Genomic DNA, 19,642 nt, shown 5'->3' with positions numbered 1-19,642 from the left:
TCAGGCCAACTGGCACAGGATATGCCTGTTTTAACTTAACCGACTTCTTGCCTTTACGGTTTTTCTGTGACTGAGGACAACATGATGAGTAAGCTCAACTTACGTAATCACCCGCTACGCGATGCACTGGATAAAGAGTTGCGGCAGCGCACTTTTCCAGCCATTAGTGCCCCTTGCCGGCTGTGTCATTTTACGTTTACCGTGGCCAGTGCCTCACGCCAGCTGGAGTTTAGCCTGATGCAGCAGCATGCCGGGCAGCAAGGTGCCTATTTATCCGAAACAGATCAGGATCTAAATATTTCGTTATTTGCCGGCACGCTGCGCTGGGAACGCCATGGCGAGTTTTCCAGCTATACCTTTATTCTGCCTGGCTCAGCTCCAGCGCTGTTTGACGATCCGCTAAGTTTTTTGCCCAGCCGTGACTGGTTTGATGAATTACCCGGGCAGGTGTTCCGGGTGGTCCAACTTACTGTCATTCCCGCCGAAACGTTGCCAGCCGAAGCAGAGATCAGCCGCTATTTTAATGACGAAACCTGTATCAGTAGCATGCTGGCGGATCAGAAAGCCCGGATCTGGACCGATTTTCAGAAACATGCCGAAGGCGCAGGCCGGCTGTTACTGGTAGATTATGGTTTAAGCCCGGCCAGACTTGGCCGGTTGGTACAACAGCTGTTTGATTTGGGAAACTATAGAAAACTGTCATTGCTGGGCTGGCCGGTTGCCCGCCAGGCCCTGCATAAACTGAATAATCTGGAGCAACAACTATCCGGTTTAACCCAGCGACTTGAACAAGAGCGTCACAACGACGAACGGTTACTGAATCAAATTAGTCAACTGGCGGCGCAAACAGAGCATTTAATCGCTGAAACCAGCTCCCGCCTGGCAGCTACCACCGCCTATTACCAACTTACCCTCGATCGTTTAAAGGCACTGGACGAAACCCCGATCAGCGATTTAATGTCGCTACAGGATTTTACCGAGCGCAGGTTAACCCCGGCATTTCGCACCAGCGAGTCAGTACAAGCCCGCCAAACTGCATTAAGCGCCCGGCTGGGCCGTTCAACCGAGCTATTGCGCACCCGGATTAACTTAAAGCTGGAACAACAAAATCAGCAATTGCTGGTATCAATGGATAAAAAAGCCCGCATGCAACTCAAATTACAACAGGTGGTAGAGGGCTTATCTTTTGTGGCGATTAGCTATTATGCCGCGCAGCTGGCCGACAAGGCAGTAATAGCCGCTGCGTTCTGGTTACCGCAACTAAATGAGAGTTTATGGCGCAGTATCAGTTTACCGCTGGTACTGCTGGCTGTGGCGCTGCTGTTAATGTACTTAAGCAGACAGCTGCAAAAGGATAAAGCCAGCTGAAAATACCAACTTGAGATTTCGCCGGCATAGTGCTTTACTGGCAATCTCAGGTAAGATGGATAGAAACAATTGATACCTTTAGCTGCAAAAACTTGCTGGTTCTGGTTAGTGCTGTGCTCGCCGCTGCTAAGCCACGCACAGCAGGCCACAAATGCCAGTGATGATATTAGCGGTAATGAGTTCGCCGGTAATGATGTCACCAGTACCGAAGCAAAGCGTCAGTTGAAACTAAGCCCGGGTGAGCCGCCCACTCAGCAGCAACTGCGCCCGGCGCCAAAAACTACCGCGGCCAATAGTATTGCAGTGTTTAAATCGAATCAGGCTGATGGCACTGTACTTTTTTCTGACCGGCGACCGCTGAACCGGCCCTACCAGCAACTACATTTTGATTGTTTTGCCTGCGATCCAAACTCCAGCATTAACTGGTATAGCACACCACTGTTTGTCCGCCCCTATAACCGGATAATTGACCGGGTGGCGCTGGAGCAGCAACTCGAACCGGCACTGATCCGGGCTGTAATTCACGCTGAATCGGCCTTTCAGGCGCAAGCATTATCTAAACGCGGCGCTATCGGCTTAATGCAGTTAATGCCAGACACAGCAGCAATGCTGGGGGTAACTGATCCATTATCCCCTGATCAAAATATTCAGGGCGGCAGTAAGTATCTGGCGACGTTACTGAAGCAATATAACGGCGATTTGACGCTTAGTCTGGCAGCTTACAATGCAGGGCCTGGTAATGTCAGGCGTCATCAGGGGGTGCCCCCTTTTGCCGAAACTCAAGCCTATATAAAACGGGTGTTAATATTACATAAACGCTACAAACAAGCCGTCTGACGGCGGCCTGTTTGTGAGCATGATGGCGGGTTACTTATCGTCTTTGTTTTCAAAACCTTCCAGAGTGACACCGGATAAGAAACCGGCCCCCTTGGTTTCGTTGTTGCGCAATTTAATCATCAGACGTAAATCGTTAGGTGAATCGGCATGGTGAATAGCATCAGCGTAGCTGATATCACCCCGTTGATACATATCATACAAAGCCTGATCAAAGGTTTGCATCCCTAGTTCGCGGGATTTCGTCATCACGGCTTTTATTTCGCCCAATTCACCACGGGCAATTAAATCAGCAATCAACGGCGAATTTAACAGCACTTCTATCGCAGCGATCCGGCCCTGACCATCGGCAGTTGGAATAAGTTGCTGCGCCACTATCGCCCGCAAGTTAAGCGACAAATCAAACCGTAGTTTGTCATGCATTTCTTTGGGTACTAAATGCATTATCCGGTCAATGGCCTGGTTAGCATTATTAGCGTGCAAGGTAGCGATACAAAGGTGACCCGTTTCAGCAAACGACAAGGCATATTCCATCGTGTCCTGACTACGAATTTCACCAATCAGAATAACATCCGGCGCCTGACGCAATGAGCTTTTCAGTGCAGCTTCAAATGACTCAGTGTCAATCCCAACTTCGCGTTGGGTCACCAGGCTTTTATGGTGCTCATGCACAAATTCTATCGGGTCTTCGATGGTAAGAATGTGTCCCTTGGAGTTTCTGTTGCGATAACCCAGTAGCGCGGCCAGTGAGGTTGATTTACCAGTACCGGTACCACCCACAAACAACACCAGGCCACGTTTTGACATGATAATGTCTTTCATAATAGGTGGCAGACCAAGCTCGTCGGCATTCGGGATGGTGGTAACAATGCGCCGCACCACCATTCCTGCCTGATCACGCTGCCAGAAGGCAGAGATCCGGAAGCGGCCAGCTTCGTTGGCGATCGCAAAGTTACATTCTTTGCTATGGTTAAACTCGTGCTGCTGTTTTTCGTTCATCGCATCAAGCACCAGCTCCAACGACGCAGCATCTGTTAATGGCGTATCATCAATCGGGGTCATTTCACCATTTATCTTTGCGGCTACCGGCATGCCGGCAGTGACAAACATATCGGATGCCCCCATTTTCACCATTTTTGTTAAAAAATCTGTCAGTTCCATTCCGTCACTTCCAATCCGTCAAATCCGTAAAATCCGTAAAATCAAGAATACTGCTCTAAATCCGGCCCATTGCGCCAAAGGTGTTTTTATCCTGAGCTTTGGTTTGCGCATCTTTTTGCGAAATTAAGCCACGGTTTACCAGATTAAGCAGGCACTGATCCATAGTTTGCATACCATGAGAGGCTCCTGTTTGAATAACAGAATACATTTGGGCAATTTTGTCTTCCCGAATCAAATTACGGATAGCTGGCACGCCAACCATAATTTCATGAGCGGCGATCCGACCGCCACCAATTTTTTTCAATAGCGTTTGCGAAATAACGGCCCGTAGCGATTCTGACAGCATCGAGCGCACCATATCTTTTTCTTCACCCGGGAATACGTCGATAATCCGGTCAATGGTTTTAGGTGCAGAGGTAGTGTGCAACGTACCAAATACCAGGTGACCGGTTTCCGCCGCGGTCATCGCCAGCCTGATGGTTTCCAAATCACGTAATTCACCCACCAGAATAACATCTGGATCTTCCCGCAAGGCAGAACGTAAGGCATTACTGAAGCTATGGGTATCACGATGCACTTCGCGCTGATTAATCAGACACAGTTTATTGTTGTGGACAAATTCTATCGGGTCTTCAATAGTTAAAATATGGTCATGGCGCATGGTGTTAATGTAGTCGACCATCGCTGCCAGTGTGGTACTTTTACCCGAACCGGTTGGGCCGGTAACCAGCACCAGTCCTCGCGGGTTTTCAGAAATGGTCTTGAAAATATCTGGTGCGCCCAAATCATCTAAGGTAAGTACTTCACTGGGGATGGTCCGGAATACCGCTGAAGCGCCACGATTCTGGACAAAAGCGTTAACCCGGAACCGGGCCAGGTTAGGTACTTCGAATGAAAAATCTGATTCAAGGTTTTCTTCGTATTCTTTACGCTGTTTGTCGGTCATAATTTCATAAACCAGCGCATGTACTTCTTTATGAGTTAGCGGCGGTATGTTTAGCTTACGAACATCGCCATCTACCCGGATAAGTGGTGGTACACCAGCAGAAAGATGCAAATCCGACGCTTTATGCTCAACACTAAAGGCTAATAATTCGGTAATATCCATGACAACATCTACTCCAATTTGCCAACAAATATGAATAACATAGCAGAACAACTGAACGCCGCCTATCACAACATCGCAGAAAATTGCCATAAATACGGCCGGGATCCGGCCAGCGTGCGGCTGATAGCCGTTAGCAAAACCAAGCCGGCCGCAGCGATTAGTGAAGCTTATCTGAGTGGTCAGCGCCAGTTTGGCGAAAACTATCCGCAAGAGTTACTAAGCAAAGCCGCAGAATTAACTGAGTTACCCGAACTGGAGTGGCATTTTATCGGGCCGCTGCAATCCAACAAAACCCGGTTGGTGGCAGAGCATGCCAGCTGGGTTCACAGTATTGACCGCTTGAAAATAGCTGAGCGTTTATCAGCTCAGCGCCCGGTTGATTTGGGCCCGCTGCAGGTTTTACTGCAAATTAATATTAGTAATGAAGCCAGCAAAGCTGGCATCAGTGCCGCTGAGCTGCCGGAATTAGCGGCTGCAGTTGCTAAGCTACCGCTGTTGCAGTTGCGGGGGCTGATGGCGATTCCCGCTCCGGGCGACAGTGAGCGGGCTTTTGCCGAAATGCAACAGCTATCAAAAAGCTTGCAACAACAACACCCTGGCGCAACAGAGTTATCAATGGGAATGTCAGACGACTGGCCGCTGGCTCTGCAATACGGTGCAACTATGATAAGATTAGGCACTGCAATTTTTGGCGCAAGGACTTATGAAAAAAATGAATGACAACACCGTTGCTTTTATCGGCGCAGGCAATATGGCTCGCTGTGTCATTGCCGCCATGGTAAATGCCGGCTACCCACCAGCTAATATCATTGCTGCCAATCGCAGCCAGCCAAAGTTAACGGCGCTGGCAGCTGACTATGGTATCAGCACCACCCTGGATAACACTGAGGCGGTAACTAAAGCAGATATAATTGTATTAGCAGTAAAACCGCAGATGATGCAGGATTTGTGTGAGAAGCTGCTGCAGGAAGCACCTGAAATTAAGGAAAAGCTATTCGTAACAATAGCGGCCGGTATTGAAGTGAGACGCTATGAGCAGTGGCTTGGCCAGGTGAGACTGGTTCGCGCTATGCCCAATACTCCCTCACTGGTTGGCCAGGGTGTCACCGGGCTTTACCCCAGCCGCTGCTCTAACTACGAGCGCGCCTTTGTCGACCATATGTTCAGTGGCACCGGCATGAATGTCTGGTTAGAGCAGGAAGCCCAGATTAATCATATTATTGCGGTAACCGGCAGCTCACCGGCTTATTTTTTCTTCTTTATGCAGTCGATGCAACAGGTAGCCGAAAAGCTTGGGTTTGCACCGGAGCAAGCTAAAGCGATGGTTGCTAAAACAGCATTAGGTGCTGCGACTATGGCGTTACAGAGCGACGAAAGCTTTGCTCAGCTACGGGCAAATGTAACATCGAAAGGCGGTACCACCCATGAAGCGGTTACGACTTTTGCCAACCAGGGCTTGGAAAAAATGGTTGCCGACGCCATGTATGCCGCTATTAAACGTGCTGAAGAAATGGCACAACAAATTTAAGTTGCCGGAGAGCCAAGAATGCAGGCTATGCTTTTTTTGATTAACACCGCTTTTAACCTACTATTAATGTTGGTTATTTTAAGGGTTTGGCTGCAACTGGCCAGAGCTGACTTTTACAATCCGTTCAGTCAGCTTATTGTTAAAGTCACTAATCCGGCAGTATTGCCGTTGCGACGCTTGATCCCCAGCATTGGCAAACTGGATACTGCAACCGTGGTGTTGGCGTATCTGGTTGCAGTGACTAAACTTATAGTATTGCAGCTGGTTCTGGTAGGCAGTATTCAGGTGCCTGCTACCTTAATCAGTGGTTTTTTGGTGCTGCTTAAAGAATCCCTTAATCTGCTGTTCTGGATTTTAATTATCCGTGCCTTATTAAGCTGGTTTAGTCAGGGTCGTAACCCGATTGAACTTGTTATGCATCAATTGACTGAGCCAATGCTAAGGCCAATAAGAAGAGTAATACCACCTCTGGGAGGCCTGGATTTATCAGTATTTGTGCTGATTATCGCTATTCAGTTTATTACCATCTTATTGGGCGATCTGTTTCGGGGCCTGTGATCTCTCTTATTGAGAACAGGCTACAACGCAATAATCATTACAGGAGCCACCTTATGAAATACTCAGGTTTTTTAGCGTCGGTCTTTGCTATCCTCATGGTGTTAGTAAGTATGGGGCTTAAGGCTGAACAAAAGAAAAAGCTTGGTGACTGGGATGTGCATTATATCGCTTTTCCGGCCACTTTTTTAACGCCGGAAATAGCAGTTGAAAATGACATTCAGCGTAGTAAATTTAATGGCGTAATTAATATTTCGGTATTGGACAGCACCAGTCAGCAAGCACAGCAAGTTACTATCCGCGGTACCGCTAAAGATCTGGTTGGCCGCCAGCGTAAGCTGGAATTCAACCAGGTGGTGGAAGGCGATGCGGTTTATTACCTGGCAACAGTGCCTTATCAAAATGAGCAGCTGTATAATTTTATTATCGATATCAGCCAGGGTAATCAGCAACAACAACTGACCTTCAGCCATACCTTTTATGTCGATTAATCGTTTAAATCACTAACCAAGCCCGGAATATATGGAAAAACTTGTTCTTGCCAGTTCAAACAAAGGTAAAATCAGCGAGCTTAGTGCCCTGCTGGCGCCTTATCAGCTACAAATAATATCGCAGCAGGCGCTGGGCGTAGCAGATGCCGATGAAACCGGCCTGACATTTATCGAAAATGCGATTTTAAAAGCCCGCCATGCTTCGTTAGCTACGGGCTTACCGGCGATTGCCGATGATTCAGGTCTGGCAGTAGATGCCCTCAACGGTGAGCCGGGCATTTATTCGGCGCGTTACAGCGGTGAAGCAGCAACCGACAGCGATAATATCAGTAAATTATTACAGGCCATGCACAACGTACCTACAGCAGATCGCAGTGCCCGGTTTCATTGTGTACTGGTATACCTGCGCCATGCCAGCGACCCTACGCCAATAGTCTGTCACGGTATCTGGCCAGGCAGGATCAGTGAGACGATAAAAGGCGACGGTGGCTTTGGTTACGACCCGGTATTTATTCCCTCAGGCCATACTGTCAGTGCCGCCGAGCTGAGTAAAGAGCAAAAAGCGGCACTCAGCCACAGGGGCCAGGCATTGCGCCAGCTGGTAACACTTTTACAATCACAGCAGGCAGGTTAAGTGAGCCTGCAATTACCACCGCTCTCGCTGTATATTCATATTCCCTGGTGTATTCAAAAATGTCCGTATTGTGATTTTAATTCGCACGCGGTGAAACAAGGCATACCAGAGCAGGAATATATCGCCCATTTGCTGGCCGATTTAGACCAGGATTTGCAGCTGGTAGGCCAGCGCCCGGTAACTAGCATCTTTATTGGTGGCGGCACGCCCAGCGTGTTTTCAGCAGCCGGTATCTGCCGGATCCTCGAGGGGGTTAAGCAACGCTTAAACTGCACCGAGGACATGGAAGTAACGATGGAAGCCAACCCGGGTACGGTTGAGGCAGAGCGTTTTGCCGGTTATGTCAGCGCCGGGGTAACTCGTTTTTCAATTGGCGTGCAAAGCTTCCAGACTGCGCAGTTAAAAGCCCTGGGCCGTATTCACGATTGTGACGAAGCTATCCGGGCCGCGAAACTGGCCAGCAGCCTGCCCCTTGCCAGCTTTAATCTTGATTTAATGCACGGCTTGCCCGGGCAGGATATCAGCGGCGCGCTGGCCGATTTGCATCAGGCTATTGCGCTCTCGCCACCACACTTATCCTGGTATCAGTTAACAATAGAGCCCAACACGGCTTTTGCTTCGCGACCGCCGGTATTACCCGCTGATGATACCTTGTGGGACATTCAGCAGCAGGGCCTGGCATTGTTGCAACAACACGGCTATCAGCAATATGAGATTTCTGCTTACGCCAAGCCGGGCCATCAGTGCCGGCATAACCTTAATTACTGGCGTTACGGCGATTATCTGGGTATTGGCTGCGGTGCCCATGGCAAGATAACCTTAGCAACCCGCAATGCCATTTTACGCACAGTTAAAATTAAACACCCGAAAGGCTACATGGATATCAGCCGCGGTTATCTGGACAGCAAGGAGCAAGTGCCGGCAGAAGATCGGCCGTTTGAATTTTTTATGAACCGGTTTCGCTTGCTGGAGCCTTGTCCACACAGCGAGTTCAGCGCCTATACCGGTTTGCCGGTAAGTGGCATAGCACCGGCAATTAACGCTGCAGTAGCCCAGCAACTGCTGCTGGATTCGGGGCAGCACTGGCAAATTACTGACAAAGGCGCCCGTTATCTGAATGATTTGCTGACCCTTTTTATTGATTAACTGAGGTTTATTGATTCAGTATTGGTATAAATCAGTGACAGGTGACAGCAAATAATAACGACAACAGAGGACCAACTATGAAAAAGACAACTTTTCGCACTCTCGCTTTAATCCCACTGGCCGTCAGCCTGGCATTAGCAGGTGGCTGCGGTCCTAAAACCTCTCAGCCGGGGCTGACTGGTGAGCAAACTGCGGCAGTTCAGCTTGACGTTAACGAGCAAGCGAACCAGCTGTTTGAGCAAATTTTCATGGAGCAGGTTCGTCGTGACCCGGTGCTGCAAACCCGGCTTGGCATCAAAGATGATTATGATAAATGGCAGGACTTGAGTGATGCAGCCTATGACGCAGAACTGACCATGACCCGTAATCACCTTGATATGCTAAACGCTATCGACCAAAACCAACTGGACCCTAACACAGCTCTTAGTTATCAGTTAATGCGGCAGGATTTGCAAAACAGCCTGGAAGACCGTAAATGGCGCTTATACAGCTATCCGGTAAATCAGATGTTTGGTATTCATTCGATGGTACCATCGCTATTAATTAACCAGCATAAAATTGATGATGTCAGTGATGCCAAAGCTTACATTGCCCGCCTGAATAATGTGCCGCAGCTATTCAGCCAGCTGCAACAGCAACTCACTAAGCGCGCTGAGAAAAACATTATCATTCCGGAGTTTGTATTTGAACACGTGATCAGCTCCAGCCAGAATGTGGTTAGCGGTGCACCTTTTAACCCAGGTGATGACAGCACTCTGCTGGCCGACTTTAAAAAGAAAGTACAGGCATTAGAGCTGGATGAAGTTGACCAGAAATTACTGGTAGATGAAGCCAGCGTTGCGCTACTAACCAGTGTCGGCCCGGCTTACCAAAGCCTGATTAGCTACTTACAGAATTTGCAGCAGCAAGCTACCACTGACGATGGTGTATGGCGTTTGGAAGACGGTGCTGCCTTTTATCAGCACCGGCTGCAGCGGATTACCACCACCGACTTAACTGCAGAGCAAATTCATCAGCTGGGCCTGGATGAAGTGGCCCGTATTCATACGGAAATGCGTGACATTATGCAGCAGGTTGAGTTTGATGGCAGCTTAGCTGAGTTCTTCGTGTTTATGCGCGAAGACTCACAGTTTTACTATCCTGATACTGATGAAGGCCGCGCCGCCTATCTGACAGAAGCAACCCGGGTTATCGATGATATGAAAGGCCGGCTGGATGGTTTATTCCGGGTAAAACCGAACGCTGATATGATTGTCAAAGCGGTGGAACCGTTTCGCGAAAAGAGCGCCGGCAAAGCCTTTTATCAACGGCCATCAATGGATGGCAGCCGCCCTGGTGTTTATTATGCCAACCTGTATCAGATGCAGGACATGCCGACCTATCAGTTAGAAGCACTGGCATATCATGAAGGAATTCCGGGCCATCATATGCAACTGGCTATTGCCCAGGAGCTGGAAGACATGCCCAAATTCCGCCGCTTTGGTGGTTACACTGCTTACATTGAGGGTTGGGGCTTGTATAGTGAAGTATTGCCAAAAGAAATAGGCTTATACCAGGACCCCTACTCTGACTTTGGCCGGCTGGCGATGGAGCTGTGGCGCGCGTGTCGTTTAGTGGTAGATACCGGGATTCACGCTAAAAAATGGACCCGCGAGCAAGCTATTCAGTATCTGATAGACAACACCCCGAATTCTGCCACCGATGCCAGCAAAGCTATCGAACGCTATATCGTGATGCCAGGCCAGGCGACTGCCTACAAAATCGGCATGATTAAAATTCTGGAGCTGCGCGAAAAAGCCAAAACGGCTTTGGGCGAACACTTTGATATCCGCGATTTCCACGACGTAGTGCTGCGCAATGGCGCCGTGCCATTGGATGTACTGGAGCAACTGGTAGACGAATATATCGCTGCTGCTAAGCCTGAGTAATTAACCAACGAACAAGTAAAAAGCCGATCAGGGTTACTGACCGGCTTTTTATTTTGACCGCTTTCGCGCTTTCGAGATTAAAAGCCCAGTGGAATACCAAAACTAAAGAAACCCACCAGCAATAATAGCCAAACACCCAAAAAGGCCAGGGAATATGGCAACATCATGGCAATCATTTCACCAAAACCCAGCTCCGGATTATATTTGCGCATAAAGGCCAGGATAATGCCGGCATAACTCATCATAGGCGTAATAATATTGGTTGCCGAATCGGCTACCCGAAAGGCAGCGGACACTAAATCAGGGGTCATGGCAGGGTTAACAATGTACAGCATTGGGATAAAGATGGGTCCCAGTAACATCCACTTCGAGGTGAGACCACCAACAAAAAGGTTAATGATGGCGGTGACCAGCACAAAGCCGATAAGCAGTAAGACTGGATACTGCTGTAAACCTAATAAGATCAAGGCATTGGCACCAAGATAGGTAATATAAGCCCCCAGCCCACTATAACTAAGCACCCCTAAAAAGTTATAACAAAAGAAGGTGAGCACCAGGATATAGCCCATGGTATCCATTTGTTTTACCATGGCTTTGACTACATCGAGCATACTGTTAAATTTGCCACTGGCTACGCCAAAGGCGATACCCACCGCGGCAAAAACAAAGGTGATGACTAAGATAATATTATTTAAAAAGGGCGTCACTTGTTGCCCTGCAGCATTGGTAAAGCTTGCTAAAGGGCCTAGTGCCAAGCCGGTAATGGCTGCCAATACTAAGACTAACGCAACACCAGAAGCTCTGAGGCCCCGCTTTTCTGCTGGTGTCACATCAAAGTCAGATAGCTGTAAATCAGTTGGCACCGTATAAGGTTTTTGCTCCAATCTGGGAGCCACAAATTTTAAGGTCACCCAGGCACCAACGGCAGCCAACACAAAAGTAGAAATGAAAATAAAATAGTAATGCATGGTGGCTGGGGTAAGTGCTTCTCCCGCTGCATTAACAAAAGGTACGCCCTGCGCTTCGGCAAAAACCTTGGCATTCATCCCAATAATTACATCGATAGGCGTGGCCGGAATCAAATTGGCACTGAAGCCGGCCGAAACACCGGCAAAGGCAGCAGCCATACCGATAAGTGGGTTTTTGCCCAATCCTGCGTACAACAGCCCCGCTAACGGGATCAAAATTAAATACCCGGCATCAGTAGCGATCGAACTCATAATGCCAATAAATACCAAAAATAATGGCAACCAATTAACCGGCAAGCCTCGGCTTACCTTTTTTAAGATGGCATTAAATAACCCTGAATGCTCGGCAATACCCACTCCTAGCATCACAATCAGGATAACCCCCAGTACGCCTCCACCAAAACCCAGCCAATTAGCCAGCAGCGCATTATCAAAAAGCCAGACCACGTTTTCCCGCGCCAGCATATTTTTAATCTCATGCACCACGGGCACACCCGCAGCGCCATGAGTTTCAAACTGTAAGCCACCAATTAACGCGGTCAGAACGAGCGAGCCAACCAGAAAATAAATAAATATGATCACGGGATCAGGAATATGCTTCCCCATGCGCTCTACAAATGCAATAAAGCCTGTGGCTTGCTCAGTGACCGGAGTTGTCATCTTTACCTCTTTTTAATCCAAACAAGTTACTCTGACTTGCTATGTTTAAACAATATTTACACTTGCCTGCAGCCTAAAAGAAAAAGGCGCCTGAAACAAGGTTTCTGATAGTCAGTAATAGGCACTTTAAAACGAAAACATAAGTAATATTCAGCAAGGAAAAAGGGGGCCGAGATAATTAAAGGCGAGCCAGGTTAAATCTATGTACTTCAATACCTTGTAAAGGAATGACAGTTATTATATCCGCGCCCCTTTTTCCTGGCTCCGCCCCCTTTTTTCCAACTTGCTGAGGCATAACTGTAAACCAAGCTACTCCGCTAACGCGTTGAATGAATAGATCTATGAAAACAACTCGCTCCTAATCCGTTTGCAATGCTTTAAGTGCGGGACGCTATCGCCCCAGCCCGTTGGCGCCGCATCTGCTAAAGCAGGTCCGCCAGGACATTTTGTTGACGACTCGGCAGCTTGCACATTGGTAAAACAACAACCGATCAAGAGAAGGCTGGATATTAGAAAATAATGTATTTTCATTAAATTTATCCTTTTTCAGTTACATGATGGCAATATAAAAATACATTATGCGGTGCTAAAAAGTCGCGAACAATATATTAGCCTGAATGACTACGATGACCGCTACTATTGTAACCGCGGCCAGGTTTTTAAAGATGCGCTGACAGACGCTTATCTGAAACACGGTTTTTTACCACAAGATTTTGATATTAATGCTAATAACCGTGACCACAATGAGCTGTTACTCAATGGTGCGGTACTGCTGTATGAGGGTGGACCGGGTTTGTGCTCAGGTACCAACCTGAGTTCAGTGGACGGGATAAGTTATTTTCCACCCGGGGTGATTGCCGAACAAGCTATGCTGCAACCGTTCGCACTTGAAAGCCTGGCGCGAGACGATGAACCACACACAGCAATATTAGCAAGTATTAACGCCAATCTTCGGGTGTACAATAATATGCCGGAAACCGATGTTTCACCAGATGTCCTGTATAGCTGGACCCATGAGTTGGGACATTTGCTGTTGGGTTTCCCGGATTACTACTATGAAAAGTGTAATATGGGCTATTTCGCGTTATCAGCCCAACCCGCAGAGACACATTTAGCGACGCACCCCGCAGCATTTGAAAAATGGCTATTCGCTAAATGGTTTTCGCCAAAAGAAGCACAGCAAAATAATACCTACACCCTGACAAGCCATGATATTGCTGATGGTGCCGATTATCAGGCAGACACTGCGTACCTGCATAAACATTTAATCAACGGCGCTGAAGGACATTTTCTGCTGATTGAAAACCGCTGGTTTGATAATGCGGGCAATACCCACTCTGTCTGGGCAACCACATCACAATCAGAATACAGTATATTGCAAAGCGGCTTACAGATTGTTGAAGTGAATTTAGCTAATTCTACCTTTAGTGATGAGCCTCAAATAAAGCGTTTTAGCAAAGCAAGCCAATTTCCTGAACAAGCTACAGCTGCCTGGCAGCAAGGCGATACGTTTTATCAATGCTTCGCCAATAGCTACTGTATCCGGATAGACAATATCACTGCCGCCGGCGAGCAAGTTAGTTATCGGCTAAGTGCAACTGTCGACAGTGACCAGGACGGCATGCCTGATGATTGGGAAGTACAATTCAGCCTGAACCCACTGGATGCCAGCGACGCCAGTTCTGACAAAGACAATGATGGCTTTACCGCTTTGCAAGAGTACCAAAATGGTACTAATCCAAATGTAAGCAATAAAACCACTGCCGAACCTGCACCGCAAGCTTCGTCAGGCGGCACCATGCCTTACTCTGCCCTGTTGTTACTGGCTATTCTGGCAATACGTCGGCAGCAAAAAATGTAAACCTCTTCCCCAGCCACCCTCAACTGAGGGTGGCATTACCTGGTAATTGTTGTTTTTGTCTTACAACATCAGCTTTATTGTCAGCGAGCCCTGCAGTATTGGTGCAGGATGAATACGATGGCACTCATCGATGACCACGCTATCTGCCATAAAATTTTCGCAAAACCGCGCCAAGCTGGGTATGCTGTAATCATTATGCCCGGCCTGGAACAGCGTTATGATTTTACTCAATTATTTTGAACCGGAAACCAATAGCTGGCAGCAAATCAGTTTCGCCAGACTACCAAGCCAACTTAGCGCTGATGCCAGAGTGTGGCTTAACCTGAATGATGCCAGCGCAGAGGAAATACAGCAGGTACTGCACCGTTTTGCCATTGCCCCTACCCTTGCTGAGGATTTCAGTCGTAAGCGTCACCCGCCTAAACTGGAAACCCAACCCGATTTCAGTCTGCTGATTTTGCGCGGTTATGCCGACCCTGATTTCAGCGAATACACCAGCAGTGCCCAGGTTAACTTGTTATACTCTAAGCAAGTTTTGATTAGCCTGATGCGTTGTCATAGTGCGCCACTGCTCGAGCAACTTACCCCTAAAATTGCTGTAGGCCAAAGCCTGGTTGTTACCGATTGGGTAAAACAACTTATTTTATCGGTGTCAGGTAGCTATCTGGACAAGCTGATCGCCTTTGAAGACGTATTAAGCGAACTTGAAGACAATAAGCTGCAACGGGGCAATGATGAGCAAATGGCACTGATGATGCGTTATCGTTCGGTGCTGCGGAAAATAAACCGCAACCTGGCATACCAGAAAGATATATTTGCCGATGCCCTGTATGAAGAAAAAAGCCCTCTGCTTAACCATTTCAGTGGGCCGGATGTGCGCGATTTTTATGAAAAGTTTGAACGGCTGCATAGTATGACCGATTTGTACTACGATCAGCTTAGCGATTTGGTAGAAGGTTATATGTCTACCACCTCGCACCAGATTAACGAAAGAATGAAAGTGCTGACGATGGTTAGCACAATATTTATTCCACTGACCTTTATTGCCGGTTTGTACGGAATGAACTTTGTTAATATACCTGAATTGGCCAACCCCAATGGTTACTATTATGCACTGTTAGCCATGGCCGTGCTGGGGGTGGGCGGCTTGTTCTGGTTTAAGTTTAAAAACTGGTGGTAATAAGGATTTGTAATGGCAGAAAACCCGCTACTGGATATTGAGGATATTGTCCGCGGCAGCTTAACTGATGAGGACAGCAGCTCGCTGATCGAAAAAATCAGCCAGCTGGAGCCGGAAGAAATTGCCCTGGTACTTGAGGCAATGCCGGTTGAGCAACGGGTCAGCACCTGGCTCGACTTACACCCCGACGATCAGGTCGCTGCCCTGACCTACATGCGGGTAGATGCCCGGGAAAACATTTTTAAGCAACTTGATGAACAACAATTGCGTACTCTGGTTGAGGGTATGGAAGTTGATGATTTAATCGAGTTGCTGGACGAGCTACCGCAGCGGATCTATGCCTATGCCTGCTCAAGGCTGGATGCCAGTCAGCGTAGCTGGTTAGAAACAGCACTAACCTATAATGATGACCAGTGTGGCCGTTACGCCGACCATGATTTACTGATCATCAATAAAAATGCCAAGGTGCGCGATGGCATCAGAATGTTTCGTAAGCTGGCTGACGATGCCGAATATCAGGATGCACTGTTTGTGATAGACCGCACCGGCCGTTACGCCGGTCTGGTGCATGCTACTGCCCTGCTGGGCCAACCAAGCCATTTACCGGTGGAAAACTTTCTTGATAAAGAAGCCCCGGTGGTTAGCGGTGAGATGGAACTCGAACAAGGCTCAGATCTCGTATCGCGCTCTGGTTACACTGCGCTGGCAGTAGTGGATGCTGACGATAAGCTATTGGGCCGTTTGTCGATTGGTGAAGCGCTGGAGAACGTGCGCCGGGCGCTGGAAAGCCAGTTTATGCATACTGCCGGTCTGGACGAAGAAGAAGATTTATTTGCGCCGGTTTTCGACAGCGCAAAACGTCGCGCTTTATGGCTGGGGATTAACCTGTTAACCGCCTTTCTGGCGGCCTGGACCATTGGCCTGTTTGAAGCAACCTTGCAGCAGGTGGTAGCGCTGGCCGTGTTAATGCCTATTGTGGCCAGTATGGGAGGCATAGCCGGTAGCCAGACCTTAACGTTAATGATCCGAGGCCTGGCGCTGGAACAAATTACTCCGCAAACCTATATGATGCTATTTCGTAAAGAGCTTGGGGTCGGGGCAATTAACGGGGTGCTCTGGGCACTGGTTATTGCGGTTATCACATATTTTTGGTTTGGGGACTGGATTATTGGCGGGGTAATTGGCCTGGCGATTGTTATTAACATTATAGTGGCAGCAATATCCGGGGTATTTATTCCTATCTGGCTGGAAAAGCTGGATATCGACCCGGCGCTGTCTGGTTCTGTTATTTTGACTACAGTTACCGATGTTATTGGTTTTTTTGCTTTTTTAGGTCTGGGTTCATTGTTTTTATTAGCTTAGTTTTTACTGGTTTCGTATTTAATAGCTTAAGCAGCAGCCCAAATTTAAGTTTAACGGAGAATGAATGAAAATTGCGATATTGTCGCGAAATGCTGAACTATATTCGACCAAGCGGCTGGTTGCGGCGGCCGAAGCTGCCGGTCATCAGGTGCAGGTGATAGATCCATTAAGCTGCTATATGAATATTAACCGCACCAATTCTTCTATTCATTATAAAGGGGAAGTGCTGGATGGCTTTGATGCAGTGATCCCAAGGATTGGCGCCTCTATTACTTTTTACGGTACTGCTGTGCTGCGCCAGTTTGAAATGATGGGCGTTTACTCACTGAATGAATCAGTCGCGATTGGCCGGGCCCGCGACAAGCTGCGATCAATGCAGTTGTTAGCCCGCCAGGGCATTGGTTTGCCGATTACCGGTTTTGCTGATAAACCGGGCGATATTCCCGATCTTATTAATATGGTAGGTGGTGCACCGCTAGTGATTAAACTGCTGGAAGGCACCCAGGGAATTGGTGTAGTACTGGCCGAAACACGCACCGCGGCCGAGAGCGTAATTGAAGCTTTTATGGGCCTGAATGCCAACATTCTGGTGCAGGAGTATATCAAAGAAGCTAAGGGTGCAGATATCCGCTGTTTTGTGGTTGGTGATAAAATTGTCGCGGCAATGAAACGCCAGGCTAAAGACGGTGAGTTTCGCTCTAACCTGCACCGCGGTGGCTCTGCCACCGTAGTAAGGTTAACCCCGGAAGAGCGCAGCACGGCAGTACATGCCGCCAAAACCATGGGCTTAAATGTGGCTGGGGTGGATTTACTTCGTTCAAACCATGGTCCGGTGGTCATGGAAGTGAATAGCTCGCCCGGGCTGGAAGGCATTGAGAGTGCCACCAGCAAAGATGTCGCAGGCCTTATTATCAGCTTTTTAGAGAAAAAAGTCGCGACGCATAAAACCCGGCGTAAAGCCAAAACCAAAGGAACAGGCTAATGAACAGCCGCGCTGCTTTTACCCTCGGGCCTGATAAAATTGCTGCGGGTAGCCGGGCCGTGGTCGATATTCCGTTTGGTAAGCTATACACCCACACTGAACTTAATATTGGCGCCCATGTTATTCATGGCCGCCAGGACGGGCCGGTACTGCTGATTACCGCAGCATTACATGGTGACGAAATTAACGGCGTTGAAATTTGCCGACGCTTGCTAAAGCTGCCACGCTTAAACCGGATCAAGGGCACCTTAATAGTAGTGCCTATCGTTAATACCTATGGCTTTGTCCAGCAATCACGCTACCTGCCTGACCGGCGCGATTTAAACCGCAGCTTCCCCGGCAGTGAGAAAGGCTCACTTGGCAGCCGGATGGCTTATCAATTTACCGATAAAATTCTTAAATGCTGTACCCATGCTATCGACCTGCATACCGGTGCCATTCACCGGGCTAACCTGCCACAAGTGCGGGCCAGCGCCAAAGATAAAATAGCATTAAGGATGGCAGAGGTATTTAACGCCCCGGTTATTATTAAAGCCGCCAGTCGTGACGGCACCATGCGCGGTACTGCCAACAACCTGGGTATTCCATTGTTATTGTATGAAGCAGGAGAAGCGCTCCGCTTCGACGAGCAGTCAATAAAGATCGGGGTGCGCGGCATTGTTAACGTGATGCAGGATTTAGGTATGTTAAGTGGCAGAACTAAAGCTCCGATAAACCGTTCAGTGTTCTCGAAGAAAAGCAGCTGGGTGCGGGCTGAACATGATGGTATTGCCCGCTATTACGTCACGCTGGGTCAAACGGTAAAAACCGGCGATATCATGGCCCATATTTATTCACCCTACTCCGATTTTGAAGTCGCCATTCCGGCAACCTTTGATGGCGTGGTAATCGGCAGGAATAACCTGCCGCTGGTGAACGAGGGTGAAGCATTGTTTCATGTCGCTGAAGTCAGCTCACTGGACGAAGCAGAGAAAACCCTTGATGCTATAAGTGACGAGGTAGACAACGCCATGCCGGCAGCACTGCGGGACGAATATGGCGTAGTTTAGTTAAGCGTGTATTTATAGCGTGTTACTATTTTTTCTCAGTAACCACATCATACTGGCTTAGCAACGGGATCCGCTGTTGCAGGCTGGTTTCTATTTCGTCCAGTTCGCGCATACGCTGACAAAACAGCGCAGATTTGGCCTCAAGTTCAATTACTTTCTCATCAAGGCCAAAGCTGATATTGTCGACCAGTTGCTCAACAGACTTCAGGCCCTGGTTATCAGTGCGCTCAAAATTGCTGTCAGACTGGCGCAAAGCGTCACGCAGCGCTCCCCACACAGCACCTACCGTATGGCGGGCCAGGTTACTTAACTGAGGTTTTAGTTCCCGGTTTAAAAAGTGATCAAGCTCGTTTAAGCTTTGCGGCGCCAGATAAAAGTATTCACCGGTACGGACAAACCGTGACATAAACTGAAATGTGGTTTCCCTGATTAACGCCTGCCACTCAGCCTGCTGTGATTTACTGCCCAGACCGGAAAGCATCGATTCAATACTTGACAGCCCCACTTCAACCCCATCCACTGCCAGACTGACAATTTCCGGCACAAACTTGCGCAGCCCCTGGCTATACTGCTGCAGTAACTCGGTATCAGCATCATTTAGCTGTACCCACTGTCCGACTACAAACAGCTGGCGATCATTATTGATCTGGACATAGGTACGGGTATTTTGCATAAAACGGATATGATCCGGCGCAATTAGCAAGCCATAGCGAAACGCCATGTTGCAATCAGCCAGCGCAATCGAAGGTAAGCACAGTAACAAAACAAGCAGCCAAGCTTTCACAACAACAGTCTCTTTAAAAACACTATTTAAGCCTAATAGATCC

General features: G+C 48.3%; 18 protein-coding genes. 14 read left to right on the top strand and 4 right to left on the bottom strand.

Features of this window, described 5'->3' with window-relative positions:
- The first annotated feature begins 81 nt into the window (after positions 1 to 81).
- Positions 82 to 1,368, top strand: coding sequence for a DUF3422 family protein (locus H141_RS0106380; protein WP_240473100.1), 1,287 nt, complete (start codon positions 82 to 84; stop codon positions 1,366 to 1,368).
- A 69-nt stretch (positions 1,369 to 1,437) separates the two neighbouring features.
- Positions 1,438 to 2,205, top strand: coding sequence for a lytic transglycosylase domain-containing protein (locus H141_RS19910; RefSeq protein WP_019675417.1), 768 nt, complete (start codon positions 1,438 to 1,440; stop codon positions 2,203 to 2,205).
- Between the two features lie 30 nt (positions 2,206 to 2,235).
- On the opposite strand, the gene H141_RS0106370 is transcribed toward H141_RS19910, so the two are convergent.
- Both H141_RS0106370 and H141_RS0106365 read right to left on the bottom strand, forming a co-directional pair.
- Positions 2,236 to 3,363, bottom strand: a complete 1,128-nt coding sequence (locus H141_RS0106370; protein WP_019675416.1) for a PilT/PilU family type 4a pilus ATPase — start codon at positions 3,361 to 3,363, stop codon at positions 2,236 to 2,238.
- 55 nt (positions 3,364 to 3,418) lie between these two features.
- The gene (locus tag H141_RS0106365; protein WP_019675415.1) at positions 3,419 to 4,471 is read right to left on the bottom strand and encodes a type IV pilus twitching motility protein PilT; all 1,053 of its coding nucleotides are present in this window, start codon (positions 4,469 to 4,471) and stop codon (positions 3,419 to 3,421) included.
- Positions 4,472 to 4,501: 30 nt separating this feature from the next.
- On the opposite strand from H141_RS0106365, the gene H141_RS0106360 reads away from it, so the two are divergent.
- From H141_RS0106360 to H141_RS0106330, 7 genes are all read left to right on the top strand, one after another.
- Positions 4,502 to 5,191, top strand: a complete 690-nt coding sequence (locus H141_RS0106360; protein WP_019675414.1) for a YggS family pyridoxal phosphate-dependent enzyme — start codon at positions 4,502 to 4,504, stop codon at positions 5,189 to 5,191.
- Positions 5,175 to 5,999 carry a pyrroline-5-carboxylate reductase gene (gene proC / locus H141_RS0106355; RefSeq protein WP_019675413.1) on the top strand — a complete coding sequence of 275 codons (825 nt, stop codon included), beginning with the start codon at positions 5,175 to 5,177 and terminating at the stop codon, positions 5,997 to 5,999. Before H141_RS0106360 ends, proC begins: the two co-directional genes overlap by 17 nt.
- A gap of 18 nt (positions 6,000 to 6,017) precedes the next feature.
- The gene (locus H141_RS0106350; RefSeq protein ID WP_019675412.1) at positions 6,018 to 6,557 is read left to right on the top strand and encodes a YggT family protein; all 540 of its coding nucleotides are present in this window, start codon (positions 6,018 to 6,020) and stop codon (positions 6,555 to 6,557) included.
- 53 nt (positions 6,558 to 6,610) lie between these two features.
- Positions 6,611 to 7,045 carry a DUF4426 domain-containing protein gene (locus H141_RS0106345; protein WP_019675411.1) on the top strand — a complete coding sequence of 145 codons (435 nt, stop codon included), beginning with the start codon at positions 6,611 to 6,613 and terminating at the stop codon, positions 7,043 to 7,045.
- Between the two features lie 31 nt (positions 7,046 to 7,076).
- Positions 7,077 to 7,679 carry an RdgB/HAM1 family non-canonical purine NTP pyrophosphatase gene (gene rdgB, locus H141_RS0106340; protein ID WP_019675410.1) on the top strand — a complete coding sequence of 201 codons (603 nt, stop codon included), beginning with the start codon at positions 7,077 to 7,079 and terminating at the stop codon, positions 7,677 to 7,679.
- Positions 7,680 to 8,825 (top strand): radical SAM family heme chaperone HemW, encoded by a 1,146-nt coding sequence (hemW, locus tag H141_RS0106335; protein WP_019675409.1) that lies wholly within the window; start codon positions 7,680 to 7,682, stop codon positions 8,823 to 8,825.
- A 77-nt stretch (positions 8,826 to 8,902) separates the two neighbouring features.
- Positions 8,903 to 10,753 carry a DUF885 domain-containing protein gene (locus H141_RS0106330; protein ID WP_019675408.1) on the top strand — a complete coding sequence of 617 codons (1,851 nt, stop codon included), beginning with the start codon at positions 8,903 to 8,905 and terminating at the stop codon, positions 10,751 to 10,753.
- 77 nt (positions 10,754 to 10,830) lie between these two features.
- On the opposite strand, the gene H141_RS0106325 is transcribed toward H141_RS0106330, so the two are convergent.
- A complete protein-coding gene (locus H141_RS0106325) occupies positions 10,831 to 12,381 on the bottom strand; it encodes an AbgT family transporter (RefSeq protein ID WP_019675407.1) in 1,551 nt (516 codons plus the stop codon).
- A gap of 583 nt (positions 12,382 to 12,964) precedes the next feature.
- On the opposite strand from H141_RS0106325, the gene H141_RS0106320 reads away from it, so the two are divergent.
- From H141_RS0106320 to H141_RS0106295, 5 genes are all read left to right on the top strand, one after another.
- On the top strand, positions 12,965 to 14,242 hold the full coding sequence (locus H141_RS0106320; RefSeq protein ID WP_019675406.1) for a GlyGly-CTERM sorting domain-containing protein: 1,278 nt from the start codon (positions 12,965 to 12,967) through the stop codon (positions 14,240 to 14,242).
- A gap of 217 nt (positions 14,243 to 14,459) precedes the next feature.
- Positions 14,460 to 15,422, top strand: a complete 963-nt coding sequence (locus H141_RS0106310) for a magnesium transporter CorA family protein (RefSeq protein WP_019675404.1) — start codon at positions 14,460 to 14,462, stop codon at positions 15,420 to 15,422.
- A 12-nt stretch (positions 15,423 to 15,434) separates the two neighbouring features.
- The gene (gene mgtE / locus H141_RS0106305) at positions 15,435 to 16,784 is read left to right on the top strand and encodes a magnesium transporter (protein ID WP_019675403.1); all 1,350 of its coding nucleotides are present in this window, start codon (positions 15,435 to 15,437) and stop codon (positions 16,782 to 16,784) included.
- A gap of 64 nt (positions 16,785 to 16,848) precedes the next feature.
- Complete coding sequence (gene rimK / locus H141_RS0106300; protein ID WP_019675402.1) at positions 16,849 to 17,766, top strand: 30S ribosomal protein S6--L-glutamate ligase; 918 nt, start codon at positions 16,849 to 16,851, stop codon at positions 17,764 to 17,766.
- Positions 17,766 to 18,815, top strand: coding sequence for a succinylglutamate desuccinylase/aspartoacylase family protein (locus tag H141_RS0106295; protein ID WP_019675401.1), 1,050 nt, complete (start codon positions 17,766 to 17,768; stop codon positions 18,813 to 18,815). Before rimK ends, H141_RS0106295 begins: the two co-directional genes overlap by 1 nt.
- A gap of 25 nt (positions 18,816 to 18,840) precedes the next feature.
- Here H141_RS0106295 and H141_RS0106290 read toward each other — a convergent pair whose 3' ends face one another.
- Positions 18,841 to 19,599 (bottom strand): DUF2884 family protein, encoded by a 759-nt coding sequence (locus H141_RS0106290; protein WP_019675400.1) that lies wholly within the window; start codon positions 19,597 to 19,599, stop codon positions 18,841 to 18,843.
- Positions 19,600 to 19,642 lie beyond the last annotated feature (43 nt).

The sequence above is a fragment of the Arsukibacterium perlucidum DSM 18276 genome (genome assembly GCF_000382165.1).
Classification (GTDB): domain Bacteria; phylum Pseudomonadota; class Gammaproteobacteria; order Enterobacterales; family Alteromonadaceae; genus Alishewanella; species Alishewanella perlucidum.
The sequence above is the reverse complement of the archived record's forward strand: the minus strand, read 5'-3'. Positions and strand labels throughout refer to the sequence as shown.